Source organism: Noviherbaspirillum album, from assembly GCF_035916955.1.
Classification (GTDB): domain Bacteria; phylum Pseudomonadota; class Gammaproteobacteria; order Burkholderiales; family Burkholderiaceae_D; genus Noviherbaspirillum; species Noviherbaspirillum album.
This window is the reverse complement of the sequence record NZ_JAWIIV010000001.1, coordinates 557798-576610: the sequence shown is the minus strand read 5'-3', so window position 1 is coordinate 576610 and position 18813 is coordinate 557798. Positions and strand designations below refer to the sequence as shown.

14 protein-coding genes and 1 pseudogene are annotated in these 18813 nt (G+C 57.1%); 5 read left to right on the top strand and 10 right to left on the bottom strand.

Annotated features, from left to right (window positions below):
* Nucleotides 1–34: 34 nt before the first annotated feature.
* Nucleotides 35–682: a response regulator gene (locus RY831_RS02550; RefSeq protein WP_326504756.1), complete on the bottom strand. Its 648-nt coding sequence runs from the start codon at nt 680–682 to the stop codon at nt 35–37.
* A gap of 238 nt (nt 683–920) precedes the next feature.
* On the opposite strand from RY831_RS02550, the gene RY831_RS02545 reads away from it, so the two are divergent.
* Together RY831_RS02545 and RY831_RS02540 are read left to right on the top strand one after the other, a co-directional pair.
* Nucleotides 921–3956, top strand: a complete 3036-nt coding sequence (locus RY831_RS02545) for a protein kinase domain-containing protein (protein WP_326504755.1) — start codon at nt 921–923, stop codon at nt 3954–3956.
* 269 nt (nt 3957–4225) lie between these two features.
* On the top strand, nt 4226–4678 hold the full coding sequence (locus RY831_RS02540) for a hypothetical protein (RefSeq protein ID WP_326504754.1): 453 nt from the start codon (nt 4226–4228) through the stop codon (nt 4676–4678).
* Between the two features lie 408 nt (nt 4679–5086).
* Here RY831_RS02540 and RY831_RS02535 read toward each other — a convergent pair whose 3' ends face one another.
* Complete coding sequence (locus RY831_RS02535) at nt 5087–5464, bottom strand: hypothetical protein (RefSeq protein ID WP_326504753.1); 378 nt, start codon at nt 5462–5464, stop codon at nt 5087–5089.
* 304 nt (nt 5465–5768) lie between these two features.
* Entirely contained in the window at nt 5769–6251 is a 483-nt protein-coding gene (locus RY831_RS02530; RefSeq protein WP_326504752.1) for a hypothetical protein, read from the bottom strand.
* Nucleotides 6252–7103: 852 nt separating this feature from the next.
* Here RY831_RS02530 and RY831_RS02525 point away from each other — a divergent pair.
* Nucleotides 7104–7322 carry a YMGG-like glycine zipper-containing protein gene (locus RY831_RS02525; protein ID WP_326504751.1) on the top strand — a complete coding sequence of 73 codons (219 nt, stop codon included), beginning with the start codon at nt 7104–7106 and terminating at the stop codon, nt 7320–7322.
* Between the two features lie 226 nt (nt 7323–7548).
* On the opposite strand, the gene RY831_RS02520 is transcribed toward RY831_RS02525, so the two are convergent.
* The 3 genes from RY831_RS02520 to RY831_RS02510 all read right to left on the bottom strand — a co-directional run bounded on the left by RY831_RS02520 (nt 7549) and on the right by RY831_RS02510 (nt 10371).
* A complete protein-coding gene (locus RY831_RS02520; RefSeq protein ID WP_326504750.1) occupies nt 7549–7752 on the bottom strand; it encodes a hypothetical protein in 204 nt (67 codons plus the stop codon).
* A 335-nt stretch (nt 7753–8087) separates the two neighbouring features.
* Nucleotides 8088–8387 carry an ISAzo13-like element transposase-related protein gene (locus RY831_RS02515; RefSeq protein WP_326504749.1) on the bottom strand — a complete coding sequence of 100 codons (300 nt, stop codon included), beginning with the start codon at nt 8385–8387 and terminating at the stop codon, nt 8088–8090.
* 124 nt (nt 8388–8511) lie between these two features.
* Nucleotides 8512–10371, bottom strand: a complete 1860-nt coding sequence (locus RY831_RS02510) for a methyl-accepting chemotaxis protein (RefSeq protein ID WP_326504748.1) — start codon at nt 10369–10371, stop codon at nt 8512–8514.
* Nucleotides 10372–10460: 89 nt separating this feature from the next.
* Between RY831_RS02510 and RY831_RS02505 the strand changes: the two genes are divergently transcribed.
* The gene (locus RY831_RS02505) at nt 10461–11216 is read left to right on the top strand and encodes a GAF domain-containing protein (RefSeq protein ID WP_326504747.1); all 756 of its coding nucleotides are present in this window, start codon (nt 10461–10463) and stop codon (nt 11214–11216) included.
* A 7-nt stretch (nt 11217–11223) separates the two neighbouring features.
* Here the strand turns inward: RY831_RS02505 and RY831_RS33385 are convergent.
* From RY831_RS33385 to RY831_RS02485, 3 genes and pseudogenes are all read right to left on the bottom strand, one after another.
* A pseudogene (locus tag RY831_RS33385) lies at nt 11224–12072 on the bottom strand (transposase); the annotation flags it as partial.
* Between the two features lie 41 nt (nt 12073–12113).
* Nucleotides 12114–12722 (bottom strand): TetR/AcrR family transcriptional regulator, encoded by a 609-nt coding sequence (locus RY831_RS02490; protein WP_326504746.1) that lies wholly within the window; start codon nt 12720–12722, stop codon nt 12114–12116.
* Between the two features lie 228 nt (nt 12723–12950).
* The gene (locus RY831_RS02485) at nt 12951–14954 is read right to left on the bottom strand and encodes a TonB-dependent receptor (RefSeq protein ID WP_326504818.1); all 2004 of its coding nucleotides are present in this window, start codon (nt 14952–14954) and stop codon (nt 12951–12953) included.
* Nucleotides 14955–15578: 624 nt separating this feature from the next.
* Here RY831_RS02485 and RY831_RS02480 point away from each other — a divergent pair.
* Entirely contained in the window at nt 15579–16388 is an 810-nt protein-coding gene (locus RY831_RS02480) for an undecaprenyl-diphosphate phosphatase (RefSeq protein WP_326504745.1), read from the top strand.
* A gap of 220 nt (nt 16389–16608) precedes the next feature.
* On the opposite strand, the gene RY831_RS02475 is transcribed toward RY831_RS02480, so the two are convergent.
* A complete protein-coding gene (locus tag RY831_RS02475) occupies nt 16609–17880 on the bottom strand; it encodes a DUF2254 domain-containing protein (RefSeq protein ID WP_326504817.1) in 1272 nt (423 codons plus the stop codon).
* Between the last annotated feature and the right edge of the window lie 933 nt (nt 17881–18813).

Below are 18813 nucleotides of genomic sequence, written 5' to 3'. Positions count from 1 at the left end.
GAACGAAGGGAACGACGGGAAAGACAAGGCCCGCTCAAAAGGTCGGCAGCGAGACGCCTCGCCGCGCCACTTCCAGCAACGCCTGGGTGCGCGTGGCCACCTTCATCTCGCGCAGGATCGCGCTGACATGGATCTTTACGGTGGACTCGACGATATCGAGCCTGCGGGCAATCATCTTGTTCGACAGACCCAGCACCAGCAGCGCAAGGACTTCCTTCTGGCGTTCGGTCAGGTTCCATTGCGCTTCATTGGGCAGCGAACGGGCCGCGCCTGTGCTGGCGCGCGCATCCGGAGCCAGCACGCTGTCAGGCAGGCATACCTTGCCATCGAACAGGTTCTGGACCACGGTTCTGATTTCGTCGGAGTTGGCCGATTTAGGCACGAAGGCGCTGGCACCCATTTCCAGCGCGCGCAGCACCGTGGGCCGGTCCTCCTGTGCCGACACGACAACCACCGACATCATCTCGTTCCGGCGCTTCATGCTTTGCAGCGCATCGAAGCCGGATGCATCGGGCAGTTGCAGATCGAGGAAAGCGTAGTCGATGGATTGGCTGCGCGCAATTTCGAGGCCGGCCGATGCGGTATTGGCCAGCCAGACTCCGGCTTCGGGTCGAATGCTCCTGACCATCATCGCGATGCCTTCGCGTATGAGCGCATGGTCGTCGACTATCAGGACATTCATCCCGGAACCTCTTGCAGTTTGAAAAAACTCTACATGACATGCGCGAAGCCGTCTTTACTACTTGAGTATTATCGAACCGGACGCGGTGTTGGCGTATCGTAGGCCCGTAGGCCCGTATGCCGATATGATCCGGCCGGCGCGCGGCGGCACATCCCTTCCCGATTTTGCGCGGCCTTGCCGGCGCTTGCCAGTGTTTGCCGGTGCTTGCCTTAACTGCAGGCTCTGACCCGGACGCAAGATGCAAGTTCGCGGCCTGCGTCGCGGCAATACCGTGCCGGATATCCGTCGCCGAACCTGCCGGCTCGCATCCTTTCCTTACTGGCCCGATGACATGGAATTCGACAATGACAGAACCGTAGTACGCACAGGCCATCGCACTTCGCGCGTTCCGAACGATGGCATGGGCGGCGCGATGAATACCCTTCCCATCGGCACCCGGCTAGGGGAATTCGAGATCAAGGACCTGATCGGCGAAGGCGGCTTCGGCATCGTCTATCTGGCCTACGACCACTCCCTAGAACGCCATGTGGCGCTCAAGGAATACATGCCTTCGGGCATGGCCGCGCGCACACAGGCGCGGCAAGTCACCGTGCGCTCGCGCCAGTATGAAGACACCTTCGTCACCGGCCTGAGAAGCTTCATCAACGAAGCCCGCCTGCTGGCGCGCTTCGATTCGCCTTCGCTGGTGAAGGTTTACCGCTTCTGGGAAGAGAACGGCACCGCGTACATGGCCATGCCTTTTTATGACGGCGTCACGCTCAAGCAAGCCTACAAGGAACAGCGCATCACACCCGACGAGGAATGGACGCGCGCATTGCTGGCCAACATGTTCGATGCGCTCGAGACCATCCACCGAGAGCAATGCTTTCATCGCGACGTGGCGCCGGACAATATCCTGCTACTCAAGGACGGCCGCCCGCTGCTGCTCGACTTCGGCGCGGCGCGCAGGGTGATCGGCGACCTCACGCAGGGGCCGACCGTCATTCTCAAGCCGGGCTTCGCGCCGATCGAGCAGTATGCGGATATTCCCGGGCTGCGCCAGGGCGCATGGACCGATATCTATGCGCTCGGCGCGGTGGTCTATTACCTGATTACCGGCAAGGCGCCCTCGCCGGCCGTATCGCGCGTCGTGCACGACGACATGATGCCGGCGCGGGCGGCGGGACGCGGCCGGTTCAGCGACGAATTCCTCGGCGTGATCGACCGCGCGCTTGCCGTCAAGCCGGAGCACCGCATCCAGTCGGTGCCGGAAATGCGGCATGCGCTCGACATGGAAGGCACCGAGCCGCGGCCGCTACCCGGCTCCTCGGGCGCCGCGCGCAGCAGCGCGCCAAGGCCGGGCGCCGCCGCCAGGACCGGGCAAGGTTCGCCGGCGGTTGCAGCAGGCGCGGCAGAGTTGGCAGCAAGAACAGGAATGGCGGGTGCAGCCGCCAGGACTGCAACTGCATCGGCAACGGCGGTACCCCGGCAAGCCACGCGCGGCATGCCGCCGCCCACGCCGCCGAAAGACGCCGACGACTGGAAAAAACCCATGATCGGCGACCAGCGCTACATTCCGCAGGCACGCAACCGGATGAAGATGGGAATGATTGCGACCGTACTGCTGGCAGCGGGTGCAACGACGGCGGTGTTCGGCTATCGCTGGGTCGCATCCCAGGACACGGTTCAAGCCGATACAGCGGCGCCGGAACCGCAGTATTCGCGGGACCCCGGCATCCCGCGGGTTGCGGGCGGCGTTATCGGCTCGGCCGGCATTCCCGGCACTCCCAAGCCCCCCGCCACCCGTGGCGCCGGTACGCCGGCAGGTGCATCAACCGGCGGCTCCAGCGGGGGTGGCAGCAGCGGAAGTTCGGCATCGGGCGGCGATGCCGACGCATCGATGCAGAAAGCGCCGGCGGCTCCCGCGCAGGCAGTGGCGGGCAATGCCATGCGCTCGCGCGACTTCATTCCTCCGCCGGAAAACAGGGACTCGGGCCCGACCGCGCCAAGTAGGGACAAAACTTACGCAGGCGTACCGCCGCAAGCCATGGCAACGACGCCTGGCGGTTCGCCCTCCGCGTCTCCCCCGGCGTCGTCCGCCGACACTGCCGAAGACAAACTGTGGAACGGCGCGAAGAATACCGATACCACCGAAGGCTACAAAGCCTATTTGAAGCGTTATCCGAAAGGCAAATTTGCGCCCGCAGCCCGGGTGCTCGCGGAGGAAAGGCAGCGCATGGACCTGGCGAAACTGAGCGAGCCGCCTGAACGCCAGGCCAGGGCCGGCAATGAACGCGCCGCGACAGCAGGCACGGCGGCAACGGCAGTNATGGACCTGGCGAAACTGAGCGAGCCGCCTGAACGCCAGGCCAGGGCCGGCAATGAACGCGCCGCGACAGCAGGCACGGCGGCAACGGCAGTAGCACCGGAAACTTCAGGCTCGACATCCGGCGACCGCAAGGAAACGGCAAGCGCGTCACCGGCAGCAGCGCCGGAGCAGCAGATCGCAAAATACACGGCGCCGGCGAAGGAAGCGCCGTCGATCATCGCGCCGGAACAACCGCGCGGAGAAGCGGCACGCCCACCAGATCCGCGAGAAGACAGCGCCGCCCCGCCAGCATCGACATCCGGTCCGCAGCGCACCTACACCTTTCCCGGACAGACCATGGTCGGCAACTTCAGCGCAGATCCGGTCACCGGACTGGTATCCGGCACGGGTCAGATCCGCTGGGACAACGGCGACCGCTTTGAAGGCAGGCTGGTGAAAGGGATCAAGGAAGGCAAGGGTCGCTTCGTCTGGTCCAATGGCCAGGAATACAACGGCGACTGGTCCGGCGACAAACCCAACGGCCGCGGCGTGCTCAAGTTCGCCAACGGCAACCGTTACGACGGCGAGATACGCGACGGCCAGCCGCACGGCCAGGGCACGACGCGCTTCCAGAGCGGCGATGTCTATACCGGCAACTGGGTGCGCGGCGTGCTCAACGGCCGGGGCGTGCTGCAGTTCGCCACCGGCGACCGTTACGAAGGCGAACTGCGCAACGGCGAGCCGGACGGACAAGGCAGGACGCGCTTTCGCTCCGGCGACACCTATGTCGGGCAATGGGCCCGGGGCAAGCACCATGGGCAAGGCCGCTATACCTGGCAGAGCGGCAATTACTGGGAAGGAGAATTCCGCGATGGCGACCAGACCGCGAACGGCCAGCTGGTGCGCATGGAAAGCGGGACCGTGCAGCCGACGGCCGCGGGCGATGGAATAAGGGGCGGTCAGGCTGCTGAGAGTTCGGGCCGATAGGCGCATGCCGGGGAAGCCTGTTGAGGCTGTCATGGAAGTACTATGCCGTGAATGAAGAATCGAGCCGGCATCGCAAGCCCATGGAACCATCTCGTTGCAGATGCTACATACAAGATGAAAGCGGTCTTCGTACGCATTCTGGATCAGGCTCTTGCCCCAGTGTGGAGCAAGCTTGGGAGGACATGTGGAAGACGATGCTGCTTCGCTGGCTTGCGCAGGCGGTTAGCGGAATAAATTATCCGACCAATGCTTGATAAAGCGACCTTGAAATGACATCCATACCTTCTACCCAGGCGATACCTCTGTCTCCTACCCTCACAAAGCCAACGGTAGGCGTCGAAAAGAGTTCTGCTGATGAAACCAACAAGGAAGAAGAACTTCGCAAAGCCAAAGAGACTTTTGCTGATGAAATGAAGCGCCTCTACCCGGATGGCATCAACAACAAAAGTGGTAATACTGTGTTTGCGAATGAGGAAACTTTAAAGCACATAGTTGAGCATGGCACGATCGAGGATGCGGATGGCAAACGACAACTCCTTCCTGACGAAACCAGGAAGGCGGTGCAAACCATCCTGGATAACGGTGGACCGGCTTCGATTAATCCAAACGGAGATCCATGGTTTACGGAGACTGATTTGCGACGTTCCATTGAGAATGATCGTCGATCTCCAACCCAAAAATCCGAGGATTTCCTCAACGGGTCGGGTGGTAACAAGGTTTAACATCCGCCTCTTTCAAGGTTTTAATTAACGGCTCCATTTTTGAGCACACGGGCTCTAGCTACATCGCGCCGTGCGACCGGGCCTGGCACATAGTCCGTCCTGGGCGGTGGTTTCGGGGCACGCGAAGGAGCGTTCGACCATCCGGCGCTGCGGGATGACAGCAAACGTATGCAGCTCATTGCGCTTGGCCATTTGCACCTTCGCACCGAGCGCCTGGCATGCCAGGTATTCGAATCGCCCGCGGTTCGAACAGACTCATATGGCTGCCATATGGTTCATCCGGGATACGGGTCCGATTGTCGACGTCATAGCCCACCGTACTGACCCGGGTCCATGTTTGCACCTTATTTTTTAAGAATAATTTCCGAATGAATGCATTCATGAGTTGCCACGGTATACCTTTCGGTTTCATTTAAAATCAAAACGAAGCTTTTTCAATTCTCGCTTCGATAGGCGGCCGTGTCCCCGATCCGCTGCAGGCACGGCGGCGACAGCAGGAGCACCGGAAACTTCAGGCTCGACATCCGGCGACCGCAAGGAAACGGCAAGCGCGTCACCGGCAGCAGCGCCGGAGCAGCAGATCGCGAAATACACGGCGCCGGCGAAGGAAGCGCCGTCGCTCGTCGCGCCGGAACAGCCGCGAGGAGACAGCGATACGCCCACCCGATCCGCGAGAAGACAGCGCCGCCCCGCCAGCCAGGAGCGAAGGCGGTGCCTTGCCTGTTTGCGGCTTTTCCGGAAGAGCTTGCGGAGATATCGAGTCAAACCTGGAATCCATCCGTACATTGAGGACTGACCAACGGCAAGCACGAGACAGCGGCATCGATAGCTATCTGTCGTACTACGGCTTCCACCGCTCTCATAGCACGCTGGACAGCCTTACGTCAGACGCGTTTTACTACGCCAATGTTCTCATGCCAGAACCGGCGGCATAGACTGAAGTCTAGATTCCCCGTACGGTGCGCGTTCCTCTCCGGCACACGGCGACCTTGCGGCGCGGAGTATAACTTGCTACCGCAAAGCACCATTTAATGAAGAGAGGTTACCGTTCAACCAAACGAGCCCCAATGTAAAAAACGCTAAAATTAATTTAGCGCTCCAATCGCTTCACGGCGTCCGAAAAATAGTCATTATTTGAAATCCCGTTCGAAATTGCTTTGCGTAAGTCATCTTCCGAGACCCAAGGATCGCCGTTTGGATTTATTAAGGATCCGCCACCGACGTCCAGAATTGTTTGGGCGGCAGCTTTAACGTCATCCGAGACACGTGTGGTGTTTCCGTTTGCATCCTTAATTTCGCCATGCTGAACTATGTGCCTGAGATTTTTGTTTGTCCAAACAGCTATTCTGCTATCGGAATTTACGACGCCATCGGGGTAGAGACGAGCCATTTCATTGGCAAGAACCGATTGGGCATTTTTAAAATCTTCTTTTGAGTGTCGCTTAGAAGTTTCAACACCTATCATTTTTCCAAATTCAACGAAAGGATTCGATCCGGGTGCAGATATGGCGGCCATGGTGCCCTCGCTTGGTGGTTGTTTGACTAGGTTGTTTGACTGGGTTGTATTGAACATATTTACTGCAAGATCTTGAAGCCACTTCGTCTTCCACAGATTTCTAGCATCACTATCTGGATTTAATTAAAGCTGGATGAAAAACTGATAATTCTGCTTTCTTCACCAATAAGTGACACCTGCAAGGACAAAGTTCCAGGGTGGCCAATGGGATGAACGCCGCTAGCTCTTGAATCGCCTCTTTCTAGCATGCTAGAGCGCTTTCGGTTTGACCTGCCTGACGATCCCGGCTGCTTTGCCAGCGACACTGCGTTGTGTGGGGACGCCGAGTCCTCCTTGCCATGGCCCGGGGGCGCCGAGCCCGCCATGTCGCGTCACCACGCCTTGTTTCGCCGGCAAACCACCTCGGCCTCGCCTAGTCCGGTCAAACCGAAAGCGCTCTAGAGATTAGCGAGCCGTGTGTAGTATTGCTTCTTGCAGCCTACCGGTCCGCGCCAATTTTGCACTTCGCACCTATGCCGGCAGTACCGCTGTGTTGACGCTGCACGGCTTCCGCAAGCCAGCGATGGAGCGCCTGCACGCCAAAACATCCGAAGTCCGTCTTGCGAACGGCAGCATCTTCGATCCATGTATCGCAATCCGGATGCATCGAGCGGATTCAGAATAGTGCATGAAAAACCGGCCCGCGAGTTCCGGGCAGCCACTCCTCGCGGGCAGGCCAGGAAGTGAAATCCGCCTGCAGTCACTGCAGTCTCTGGATATGTTGTTCAGAGATCCAATTGGTTCGCCTATTGGTAACAGTTCGCAACACGCGCAGATTGTCGCCGTAACCTGCCCTATGCTTTTCGGCTATGGCGCGTATGGCGCCTAAGATATTTGCAGCAAAGTGTCTTAACATTAAGGAGGAAAAAAATGAACAAGCGACCATTAATTACCGCAACAGCGCTTGCCGCAATGCTTACCCTGGCTGGTTGCAGCAGCATGACCCAGCGTGACAAGAATACTGCCGTGGGAGCCGGCATCGGCGCCGTGGCGGGTTCCGTGCTCACCGGCGGCAGCGGCATCGGCACGGTTGGCGGCGCGGCGGTAGGCGGAGTGATCGGGAATCAGGTCGGCGGGAGGAAGCGCTGAGCGCAATGCCGTGCGCAGGAAAGCAGGCATCCCGCGTTCCGGCTTTGGTAGACGCCACGTGTGCAACGCCGGCAGACAACAGTCCCGTTACACAGTCGGCAGACACGACTTGGGTATGACGCGGCAACCATGAAGACGGTTTGGACCTTGCCCTCTCAGAAGCAAGCGGAGCGAGCGGCGCCCTCGTCGGCAGCGGCCGGCAAGCAAAATTCAGGATGAGCCGCGTTCATTTCCTGTCGTCCTGCGAATCAAACCATTCCAGGTAATCGTCGAGGCTCGAAAAATATAGCAGGTCCAAAGACCCCGGTTCGGATGCGCTGTCTTCCCGTGGCGGGCGGCGCTCCATCGGCGCGGTCACACCGGCTTTGCGGCCGGCTTCGGCAAGCTCTATGCCAAGGATACGGCGCATCCTGTCTCTTTCGGCACTCATGTCAGCATCCTCCGGCGCTCAGCCCAGAAGTTGAGAATCCAGTTCGGTTCCGCTCGTGTCGGATTGCGCCTCTGGCGCTCCCGCATCAGCCTTTCCATTTCGCGGCGCTCTTCGCGTTTCGTCGCTCTGGTTGCATGAGACATTGCAGCCTCCCTCGCATTGACCAAACAGACTGACCGTAGTGACCGGGACAGGCCGGCATGCCGGCCCATGTTTTCCCATCCTGTATCTAATGAGTGTGGCGCGGGAATCGCTGGTTCCATGTCATGCCCGGGTCCGTCAACAAGCGCCTCGCGCCCGGCTTAGCCGGAGTGGAGGCAACTGGTTGTGTCGCTTTAGGACTTAGCAATAAACAACTTGGTCATCTTCGTCGATCCAACACGGTCGTGGAGTGAACGTGTAGCTCCATGCTGGGCAGGTATATTGGAGCCGCCCGCGTCAGCCAGAATCAGCAAACGATGAGCATCGCGATAGCGCTTCTGCCCATTACCGAACCACCAGTCGGTGATGGCATCGACGGCAAAGCGTGGTGTGTCGAAGCAGTCCCCAATATACATGCAACCTCTATTGGAGGTGACTTCATAAACGCCGTAGGGGACAGCTTGAGCAATTGCATTATCGTCGACTGAAGCCATGGATTTATTCTGCTCTTATTCTTAGCGATTTACCATGTTGTTTCTGGACAAACCATAGGGCCGGGCGGGACAATAACGCGTAATGGCAAGGAGCCGAGCGCAGCGGACGGCCCGTTCTAACCGTTCAGAATTCCTCCCAGTCCGCTGAATGCCGTGCGTTACTCATGGCAGACTGCCGCCGCGCGGGCGATGTTGATGCGGCTGGAACGAGTGGTTGTGCAGATGCAGGATACGCAGAACGTATGGGACTTGAGAGCATGCCGTCCGAAGCCGCCGAGGCGTGGACTGCAGAACTTGCTGCGTGGCGGTCATCAAGCCTAAAGACGCTCACCAACTCCATCTGCTTGGCTGCTTGATCCTGGAGCGCGGCGGATGCCGCCGCGGCTTCTTCCACCAGTGCGGCATTTTGCTGCGTCACCTCGTCCATCTGGCTGATTGCCTGGTTGATCTGCTCGATGCCGGAAGTTTGTTCCTGACTGGCAGCAGTGATTTCGTTGATAATATCGGAGACGCGTCTGACGCTTTCCACCACCTCCTGCATGGTGCTGCCGGCCTGGTCTACCAGCTTGCTGCCGCTTTCCACCTTCTCCACCGAATCGCCAATCAAGACCCTGATTTCCTTGGCTGCATTGGCGGAGCGCTGAGCCAGCGTGCGGACTTCACCTGCCACTACGGCGAAGCCGCGGCCCTGTTCGCCGGCGCGTGCCGCTTCCACCGCAGCATTGAGCGCCAGGATATTGGTCTGGAAAGCAATGCCGTCGATGACGCCGATGATGTCGACAATCTTCCTTGCGGATTCGTTGATCGCACCCATGGTGGAAACCACCTCGGACACGACTGCCCCGCCTTTGCTGGCGACCTCGGATGCAGAGACAGCGAGAATGTTCGCTTGGCGAGCGTTGTCGGCGTTCTGCCGGACGGTCGAGGTGAGTTCTTCCATCGACGATGCGGTTTCCTCGAGCGAACTGGCCTGCTCCTCAGTACGCGACGACAGATCGAGATTGCCCGTTGCAATCTGACTGGATGCCGAGGCAATCGAGTCTGTCCCTTTGCGCACTTCGGCAACAATCTGTGCGAGGCTTTCACGCATCTTTTTCATCGCATGCAGCATGCTGGATTCATCGCCGCTACGCAAACGCACTTCTGTCGTCAAGTCGCCCGATGCGATCCGGTCGGCCACATCCGCTGCGTACGCCGGTTCACCACCAAGTTGGCGGGTCAGGCCACGTGTAATCATGATGCCTAAGCCGACGCCGAAGCCGATGCTGCACAGGACCAAGGTAATCATCAGCATCCGGGCCTGATCATACAAAAGCTGGTTTTCTTCAGCTGTAGTCTTAGCGTTCTCTTCCTTGAGCGCCGACAGCTCGCTCATCTTGTCATCAATGGCCGTAGAGATGGGGTTGAAGGTCTTGAGCAGGAACTCTACCGATTCACGGTTCTCCTGCAGCGATTCGGAAGATACCTTATTGAGCAATTCGGCGGTCGCGCTCTTGTAATCCCGAATGCGGTCATCCAGTTCGGCCAGCATTTTCTTACCTTGCTCATTCTTGAAGAGCGGATTAGCTTTCTCGACGTTAGTCGTGAGCAGGCGCAGCTGCTTATCGACGTTTTCGGCTGCCCTGCGGCGTTCGGCTTCGTCGGACGCCAGCAGCACTGTCCGAAGGGAACGTCCAACGTAAATCAGGTTGATATTGGCTTCTTTAATGAAGGAGAGCCCCCGCAACTCCCTTTCGTACATGACCGCGGACTGCTCATTGATAATGCTCATCTTGTAGATGCCAATGCCGGCGACGATGGCGCCAAAAAATGACACAAGAAGAAATGCAGTAATCAGGCGAGTGCCGACTTTCATATGCTTAATCACTTTAAAGTCTCCAAATGGGTGGCCGAGAGGCAAAGCAGGCGGAAGAAAAACGCCGAAATTGCCAAAATTGACGAAGTTGCCGATTCGGCAGTGTAACAGGATATTTCCTTGCGTCAACTATTTGGCGAATGCACCTATCGGTTGCGACACTTCCGTCAAATCTGGTCTATCCTTTGAACTCGTAAGAACGCTGCACCTGAAATGACATGACTGACACCTCCGTAAACGAACTGCCGGACGATGACCCGATACTAACCACCCGGTCGGCCGCCCGCTTGCTTGGGGTGGCCGTCAGCACTGCACAGCAATGGATTGAGAGCGGCAGGATTGCGTCGTGGAAGACCCCGGGGGGACACCGTAGGGTACGGCTAAGCGCGGTGCAAAAAATCTTGGAAGGCAATACACCTGCACCTGAGACCCGCCTTTGGCCGGCAGCGATGGCTCCGGAATTTCAGTGCGTGCAGAACCCTACCTATCCCGCCCCTGACGACGAAAGTCGGCGGCTGCGTGCGCTTGCCGCCTCAGGACTGATTGAAAGCGCGCCGGAACGAGAATTTGACCGTCTAACTTGGTTGGCTACGCGGATTACGCAGACGCCGATGGCCCTCGTGTCACTGCTGACTTCGCGTCGCCAATGGTTCAAATCCCGAGTCGGACTGGATGCAGTCGAGACGCCACGCGAATGGGCATTCTGCAGCCATGCAATTCTCAATGAGATGCCCTTGATCGTGGAAGATGCGGCCGAGGATGAACGCTTCAAGAACAATCCGCTAGTCACGGGAGCGCCGTATCTACGGTTTTATGCGGGCTTTCCACTGTACGACAAGGATGACTACAAGCTTGGCACTTTGTGCGTACTGGATCAGGTGCCTCGCAAGCTAATGAGTGAGCAGATCGAGGCCCTGCGTGAACTTGCCGCAATCGCGAGCGAGGAAATCAAAAGACGAGGTCTGATCACTTAAAAGCGATTCAATATTTTCGTAACAAGAGAGCGATGAAAGCGAGGAGGACGAACTGCAAGCTGGCATGCAAATAGCGCTCGCAGTTCTTCCACAGCCGCCTGCATTTTTCCAGCCAGGCGAATGAACGCTCGACCACCCAGCACTGGGGAATGACAACAAACTTATGCAGCTCATTGTTATGCAGCTCATTGCGTTTTGCCACTTCAACGGTGGCACCCAGGATCTGCCGAACACCTTGCTCGAACCGCTCGCCGGTATAGCCGCCATCGACTAGAGCGCTTTCGGTTTGACCGGCCTAGGCGAGGCCGAGGTGGTTTACCTGCGAAACAAGGCGTGGTGACGCGACATGGCAGGGCCATGGCAAGGAGGACTCGGCGTCCCCACACAACGCAGTGTCGCTGGCAAAGCATCCGGGATCGTCAGGCAGGTCAAACCGAAAGCGCTCTAACACATTGCGCACGTTGGAGAGCGCATCGGTGTTTAGGGCAAACATCAGCAGCGCACCTTCGCGGTCATCTACTTCTGCTGTTGTGACTTCAATAGCATAGGGTAGACCTTGGGAATCCACTGCAATATCGCGCTTGATGCCTGAAACCTTCTTGCCGGCGTCATACTCCTCTGACCATGCGGTGTCGGTGTTCTTGACGCTTTGTGCGTCAACGATGCAAAAGCTCGTCAAGGGCTGTCTACCACCGTGCAACCGTTTTTGCATCACTAGATTTTTTAATGCCTGCCCGAGCAGGCTCATCGCTTGACCTTCACGTAGCCGGCTCCACTGATCAAAGTAGTAACGCCCTGTGCTCGGCGAAGGAAAATCACTCGGCAGCCCACGCCATATCACTGCATTCTTGAGCAAATCACATTCCCCGGGAATATCGTAATTCAGAAAACCAAGGATCAGCCTGACCATTTCATCTTCGAATTGACGGCTGCGAGCAGCGACGGTCGCTCGACTGCGGCGATTTGAATAGTGCTTGAGATTGCCCTGAATAATACAAATTGAGCGCTTGCCGCCTGCAGGCGATGACTACGCTCCGGATGGGTTCTGCAAGCGATATCAACAATCAGGCCATAGTAAGGTAGCAATCCTTTGCCTAATTCTGATTCTTCCGGCGCATTGATCATTACAGTACGAAGTATGCCGCCCAAACGTGGACGTTCTCCGATGATTTCAATCATGGCGGCGATCAGACGACGGGAGTTCGTCACCGCATCGTTTGGACGGGCATTCCAGGCCGCTAGAATTTTTCCAGCCACGCTCAACATGCGATCCAGTTCACGCATGGCAAGGGTTTCCAGCAATTCTTCCTTGTTGGAGAAGTATTGATAAAGCGTTCCTACGCCATAGCCAGATAACTCAGCCACCTTTTGCGTCGTCAACTCTGGAATATCGCCATGTTCCAGAATTCGACATGCGGCTTTACACAGATTGTCCAAGGTCTTCTGGCTTCGCTGCTGCGAACCGCTTCTGGCTCGTTGAGTTATATGCGTTCGATCTTTTTTCATGTTGATCGAGTTCCGCCTGATCCAGCGCCCCTTAGATGATTGTTCAAAGACGGAAGCGATTAAAAATCCTATGCACCGAAGCTGGCGCTGTCGCGTTGGAAAAACGTCAATACCAATTCAGTCTGTGCCCTGGGTGGCAATTAGAATGATGAGGAAGTTGCGTTGCCGATCTCAATGTCAGACGGAACAGCGCAACATTTCCGCGCGCCGTTCAGCCTCATTCATCTATTAGAAATCCAGGTTCATGGTCAGCCTGAACGAGCGGGATTCAATCGGATGAAAGTGAATGTCGTCCGTGCTTGTTCCAACCGGTTCATTCGCCAACCGCGATGCATAGTAATAGTCGATGGCGGAATCTCTCCTGTTGGTCAGGTTGAACCCTTCCAGTTCGATACGCGCACGCTTGTTGATCTTGTAGCCGATGCGACCGTTCAATGTCGCAGAGCCCCTCGAACGCACGCTGTTGTCTTCGATGAGCGGACGCGGCCCGAAGTAGCGCAATTGCAGTGCACCGAAATACGGGCCGATGTTGTTTACGGCGAGCGCCACGGAAGCCACGCCTTCAACCGCGCCGGGTATGCGGCGTCCGGCCGGATCGGCATCCTTGAAACGCGCTCTGGCAAAAGCCAGGTCGGCGTCGATGGTCAACCAGTCATTCGGCTTGTAGTAATTGCTGAATTCGAAACCGATGCGCCGGCTCGGACGACCCGCCTCCGTCGTGCCTGCATCGCCGACAAAGATAAGCTCGGAATCGAAATCGAGCTGATACAGGGAAAAGGCACTTTGCAGGCCCGGAATGATTTCGGTACGCACCCCGATCTCCGCACCCTTTGATCGCACCAGCGGCGGCACCCGGTCCGCGGTGTCGCCGGTTGCCGGGTCGACGGTGATCGTGGTGCCTCGTGCATCATTGCTGTGGAATCCGGATCCGATATTGGCGTAGTACTCCGTCTTCGCCCAAGGGCCAAAGATCAGGCCCAGTTTCGGACTGGCGATGCTGTCGCGTGCCCTTCCGGAGTTGACGGGGTTGTCGCTGGCCACATCGAATCGATAAACGTCGCCGCGCAGACCTGCGACAGTCCTGAAGGTATCAGTCCATCGCGTATTGTTTTCGAAATAGATCCCGGCGCTGCTTTCGACGATGTGGTCGGCTCGGGTTGTAGAGAGCCTTTGCCGCGCGGCGGTATTGAATAGTCCGTTGAAGATATTGTCGTTCTGCAGCTGCAGGCCGATGGTGTTGTCGGAATCACGCCCGAAGACGGCGATCGGCCACGTGTGGCTTGCGTTCACCCCGGTTGTGGTTCGCTTGTCGCGCTGATTGAATTGATCGCCATTGACCGGATCATCGTCAAAGTAAGTAAAGTTGGAATACAGGTCGAGTTCATTGCGGATCACATAGGCATTGAGATTCGTCGCACCGGCCGCGTTCGTCCGTCGCCACGATGTCGACAGGCTGTATCGGCGGGCATTGCCGCCATCAGTCGGGTCAATCGCATCGAGCCTGCCGATCAGGCCGCTTTCGACCGCCCTCAACGGGATCTGGTCCGTGGAATTCCAGGCGCCGCGATAGGCCATGGCGGTGACATTGAAACCGTTGGCCGCCGTGCCTTCGCTGTAGCGCAATACGCCATTCGCTTTGCGGTAATCATCAGGATTGGTGAACGGCCCGTCGTTGCGGAAGAGTTCCAGTGCATATAGCAGGTTGCCATTCGCAACGCCGGGAGAATCCATCAATAGCATGCGCCGGAATCCATTCTGGCCGATCCCGATGCTTGCCAGCCCTTGTTCGAGCTTGCTTGCATACGAGACATTCGCCGCTCCGGCGGAAGCGAAGTCCCCTTCGGCGGCGTAGTAGGGACCTTTTCGGTAGTCAAGCCTTGAGACCAGTTCGGGAATCAGGAAATTCAAATCCGTCCAGCCCTGGCCATGGCCGTGGCTGCGCTGATTGACCAGCACGCCATCGACGGTAGTACGCAGGTCCGTGCCGTGGTCGAGATTGAAACCGCGCAGGTAAAACTGGTTCGCCTTTCCTTCCCCGCTATGCTGGCTGACAATAAGTCCTGGTATCGCTTCGAGCGTTTCACCTGAACGATAGACAGTACGGGCCTCGAGCTGCTCTTGCGTTACAACCCCGGCGTTCGCCGATTCCGCAATACCAATCTGGCTGGTACGCGACGCTTCAACGCTCACCGAGGGAAGCTCCCTTTCCTCGGCGAGTGCCGCGAACGGCATGGTCAACAACGATGCCTTGAGAAATGTTGCAATAAGCGGCGCATGTCGCAATGAGCCACTTTTGTGTGTTGTGACAGCGTTCATTATTTTTTTATTCCAGTTCGGTTTGGAGAGTATTGATGCCTTGAAAGCTACCGTTCCTAATTGATACGGTTGGCAAACAACTTTAGATTCAACATAACCAGTGCCTGCCGCCGTAATCAACTTGTTCTCGTCACATAGAGGGCAATTCATATCAAGTTTTATGCACGGGATCCGTACGAAGAAGTCCTTCCCGGCCATCCAATGCGTGGAGGCACGCTTGCCGTCAAGCAGACCTGCATAAAGGGAGCGAAGGCGGCTGGAGGCTGTTCTCAATCCGGTCTGCCAAAAGACCCATGTAAATTCGCCAGCTGCAGCGCCAGCCATGTCTGCGCTAGGCTTTGGCCAATCAAATTTCTGGATTTGGTAATGGTCGTATGGAAGCCTTGCAAGTGCGAGTGATGCCGCTATATGGCCGAGTCTTGCGCAAAAACAACGATTTACCAAGAGGGAGCAAGCTAGACTGCCCATTCCAGAGTCGCTATAGTCTGTCACCGCGTGATGGCGGGTACCTTAGCGTCATGCATATCGACACGGGAAGTCATGGATACTATTCATCTACTTAAAGCACTGTTTCTCGGCCTTATCGAAGGACTCACGGAATTTCTGCCGGTTTCCAGTACCGGTCATTTGATCCTGGTCGGCGAATGGATTGAATTCGAGTCGAACGAGGCGAAGGTGTTTGAAGTAGTGATTCAACTCGGCGCCATTCTTGCGGTGTGCTGGCTTTACCGTGCGCGCATTGCCAAACTTTTTCGTGGCCTGCTGCATGGAGATGTTACAGAGCGGCGCTTTGCCACCTGCGTGATGATTGCATTTTTACCAGCCGCCATGATTGGGGCCGTATTTATCGGGCTTATCAAAAGCCTGCTGTTCAACCCTCCCGTAGTTGCCTCCGCGCTCATCATCGGCGGGTTCATCATTCTCGCGGTAGAACGTCGTCCAGCCATGCCGAAAATCGTCGATACATCGCAGATCGGCTGGCGTCATGCTCTTGGTATTGGAGCCGCTCAATGTGTGGCAATGATTCCTGGCACCTCACGCTCGGGAGCCACGATTGTCGGCGGCATGCTGTCGGGCCTGTCACGCCAGACAGCCACTGAATTCTCGTTTTTCCTCGCCATCCCAACGATGTTGGGTGCGGCATCATACGACATGTTCCGACACTACCACTTGCTTTCGCAAAATGATCTGGGTGCTATTGCAGCCGGTTTTATTGGCGCATTTGTGTCTGCCCTGCTAGTTGTAAGCGCACTGGTCCGATTTGTTGCCAAATATTCGCTCCGCCTGTTCGCCTGGTACCGGATCGCATTGGGCATGGTTTTGATTGGCTGGATCTTTGCGTCTACTTGAATTTTACTGCCCTTATTACAACATCGATCAAAGCATCGATCGCTTGATGTCTGCCAAGCGGCGTTCAACAGTCGCCCGATTGTCAAGCACTGACAGTGAGGGAAGTGAGAAGGCAGATAAAAGAATACTTGGAACCGCATGCCGTCATTTTTGCGCGCAACTCCATTGCGGAAGTCAGGACGAATCTGGCGCAGCTCTCAGGCAAATGGCCTTTATCGGATCAATGAACCTCGCCTCCATTGAGCTCAGCGCGTACCGCTGCCAACTTTTCCTGCAGCCGGCGGAGTTCATGGGCCGTTCTCGATTCCGATTCGATGGTTTCGGCGATAGCCTGTAGCTGCGCTTGCAGCGACAACCGCCGCTCAGGGTCGCGAAGCCACCCTGACACCCTCTCGATTGCCGCCATCAGGCGCAGGAGGATTTCAGTATTGCCCTTTGCATTTTCCCGGATCTGCTCGAATGCCAAGGCTACCAAGTAGGCGAAGCTGTGCGGCTTTTCGATCAACCGCATGGCACCATCGCGTAACTGATTTGGTGCGCGTTCCGAATGCGGCGCACAGTGTGAGAGCAGTGCCGTCAGATGCTCGATGCATGTGACTGCGGTTGTCGTATCGTTGATACCAGGCGACAGCGCCTTGAGCGCAATATCGACCAGTTGGCGGAATCCAAAGGCAGCATCCTGCTCAATGGTCCGGTAACCGTCTACGGCGTAGATGCGGTTGATTTCTTCCACCATCTCTGTACTGGGCGGCTCGACGCTGGCCACCGAAGCCATGGCCCAGCCGGGCGCTACAAAGTCGCCGACCCCACAATCCATGCGCACGATGGTATCGTAAGCGCAAGCGAAATCCACCAGCGCCTGCAGGTCGACAGTCTGGATATAGCCTAGGTCCTGCGCCGGCAATGATTGCCATGTCAGCCCGGGTTCAAGCCCTTTTTCCCTCTCTTGCCTGGCGGGACCACGCAGTGGAAATGCCTCCTCGAGCGCCACGATGGTTTCTTTGGCAATAGCCTTTGTTAGCTCGGAAGCCTGGATGGATGCCGCGATATGGTGGATGAAGAAAATGAAGGTGCCGCTGGCAACGATCGCCAGCAACACCGCGACGAGCAACGCTGACGAAGGAACGAAGGCACCGTTACCGCCGCTGATGGAGCGCATGACCAGCAAGCAGTAGATGAAGACGCCGATGAAAATGCCGAGCATTGCCTGGTTGAGGCGGTCGCGCATGAAGTTGCGCAGTACCCGAGGGCTGTACTGGGTCGATGCCAGCGCCAGGGCCACGATGGTGATGGAGAAAACGACGCCCGCGACCGTCGCCATCGATCCTGCAATCGCCTGCAGGATGCTGCGCGCGCCTTCCGGGTCGTTGTCGAACCAGCGCGGACTCCACTGCATTAGTTCCTCGCCGAACCTTCGATCCAGCTCTATCACGCCCAAAGCCAATCCAATGGTGGCGATGACGATGAGTGCCGGGAGAAACCAGAAGTCGATCGCAGTTCGATTAAGGTTTGTCGCGCCCGTCCTCCCTTAATGATACGGGCTCGGCGTGGAGGCTGGCTCTGCATCGCCATCTTGGACTGATAATCGTTTTTAGTAGTTGTCATTTAAGTGTCATGTTTCAAGACATCCCGTCCAGCAAGCACGTTGCCTACCACAGCAGATTCCGAGGTCCGGCTTTGCAAGCCTGAAAGGAGCCGCCGAGCAGTCGCTTGGCATCCTGATTTCAATTCGTGGACCAAGCTCTCCTTGCATGGATGCACTTTCATTCCATTCGAGCGCAGTGTTACTTATCCGTTCAATTACCGCTACATACTTGCCGAGTGCAGTGGTGACTCCGGAAAATATTATCTCCTAGGGGAAATTGAATTCTTTGGTCTCCACCGGGCTCCTTGGCTGCTTGGCTGCTTGGCTGCTTGGCTGCTTGGCTGCTTGGCTGTTTTAAAACTCTGATTTGGCACCTTCATGTTCCTTACGCGTTGAGAAACCATTCGATTGCCGCTGGCTGCTGCAATCTGTCGACGGGCTGGCTTCGCCCCTCTTGCGGGGAAAAAAATCAAACAGCATGTACCGCAAGCACCTCATATCAGGCATTGGACTGAGCAAGCGGACCTGTTCATCGCATCGGTCGATGGCTGCTCGCCGGCGCGATTATTTGGGGCGTACTAATCAGCTGGCTCTTTGAAATCCCGGAGGCAGCAACCAGCGCACTGGTTGCCATTCTGACCGGCGGTGTCATCCTCAACGTATTGAAGGAGGAACTGCCTGAAGAGCGTCGCAGTCGATTCCTGCCCTTCTTGGGCGGTGCCATAGCCTATGCTGCTCTTCTACTCGTATTCTAGCTGTCTACCCTTTATCTGACCGAGTTTGTAACCCGACGCACCGCTTCATGCAGAACCGCATAAAAGGTTGCTTCTGGACGGCATG

Bases quoted from the DNA above. Each gene is read 5' to 3' on its own strand.
- RY831_RS02550 (WP_326504756.1), bottom strand. From the start codon at position 682: ATGAATGTCCTGATAGTCGACGACCATGCGCTCATACGCGAAGGCATC.
- RY831_RS02540 (WP_326504754.1), top strand. From the start codon at position 4,226: ATGACATCCATACCTTCTACCCAGGCGATACCTCTGTCTCCTACCCTC.
- RY831_RS02535 (WP_326504753.1), bottom strand. From the start codon at position 5,464: ATGTACGGATGGATTCCAGGTTTGACTCGATATCTCCGCAAGCTCTTC.
- RY831_RS02530 (WP_326504752.1), bottom strand. From the start codon at position 6,251: ATGTTCAATACAACCCAGTCAAACAACCTAGTCAAACAACCACCAAGC.
- RY831_RS02525 (WP_326504751.1), top strand. From the start codon at position 7,104: ATGAACAAGCGACCATTAATTACCGCAACAGCGCTTGCCGCAATGCTT.
- RY831_RS02520 (WP_326504750.1), bottom strand. From the start codon at position 7,752: ATGAGTGCCGAAAGAGACAGGATGCGCCGTATCCTTGGCATAGAGCTT.
- RY831_RS02515 (WP_326504749.1), bottom strand. From the start codon at position 8,387: ATGGCTTCAGTCGACGATAATGCAATTGCTCAAGCTGTCCCCTACGGC.
- RY831_RS02505 (WP_326504747.1), top strand. From the start codon at position 10,461: ATGACTGACACCTCCGTAAACGAACTGCCGGACGATGACCCGATACTA.
- RY831_RS02490 (WP_326504746.1), bottom strand. From the start codon at position 12,722: ATGAAAAAAGATCGAACGCATATAACTCAACGAGCCAGAAGCGGTTCG.
- RY831_RS02485 (WP_326504818.1), bottom strand. From the start codon at position 14,954: ATGCCGTTCGCGGCACTCGCCGAGGAAAGGGAGCTTCCCTCGGTGAGC.
- RY831_RS02480 (WP_326504745.1), top strand. From the start codon at position 15,579: ATGGATACTATTCATCTACTTAAAGCACTGTTTCTCGGCCTTATCGAA.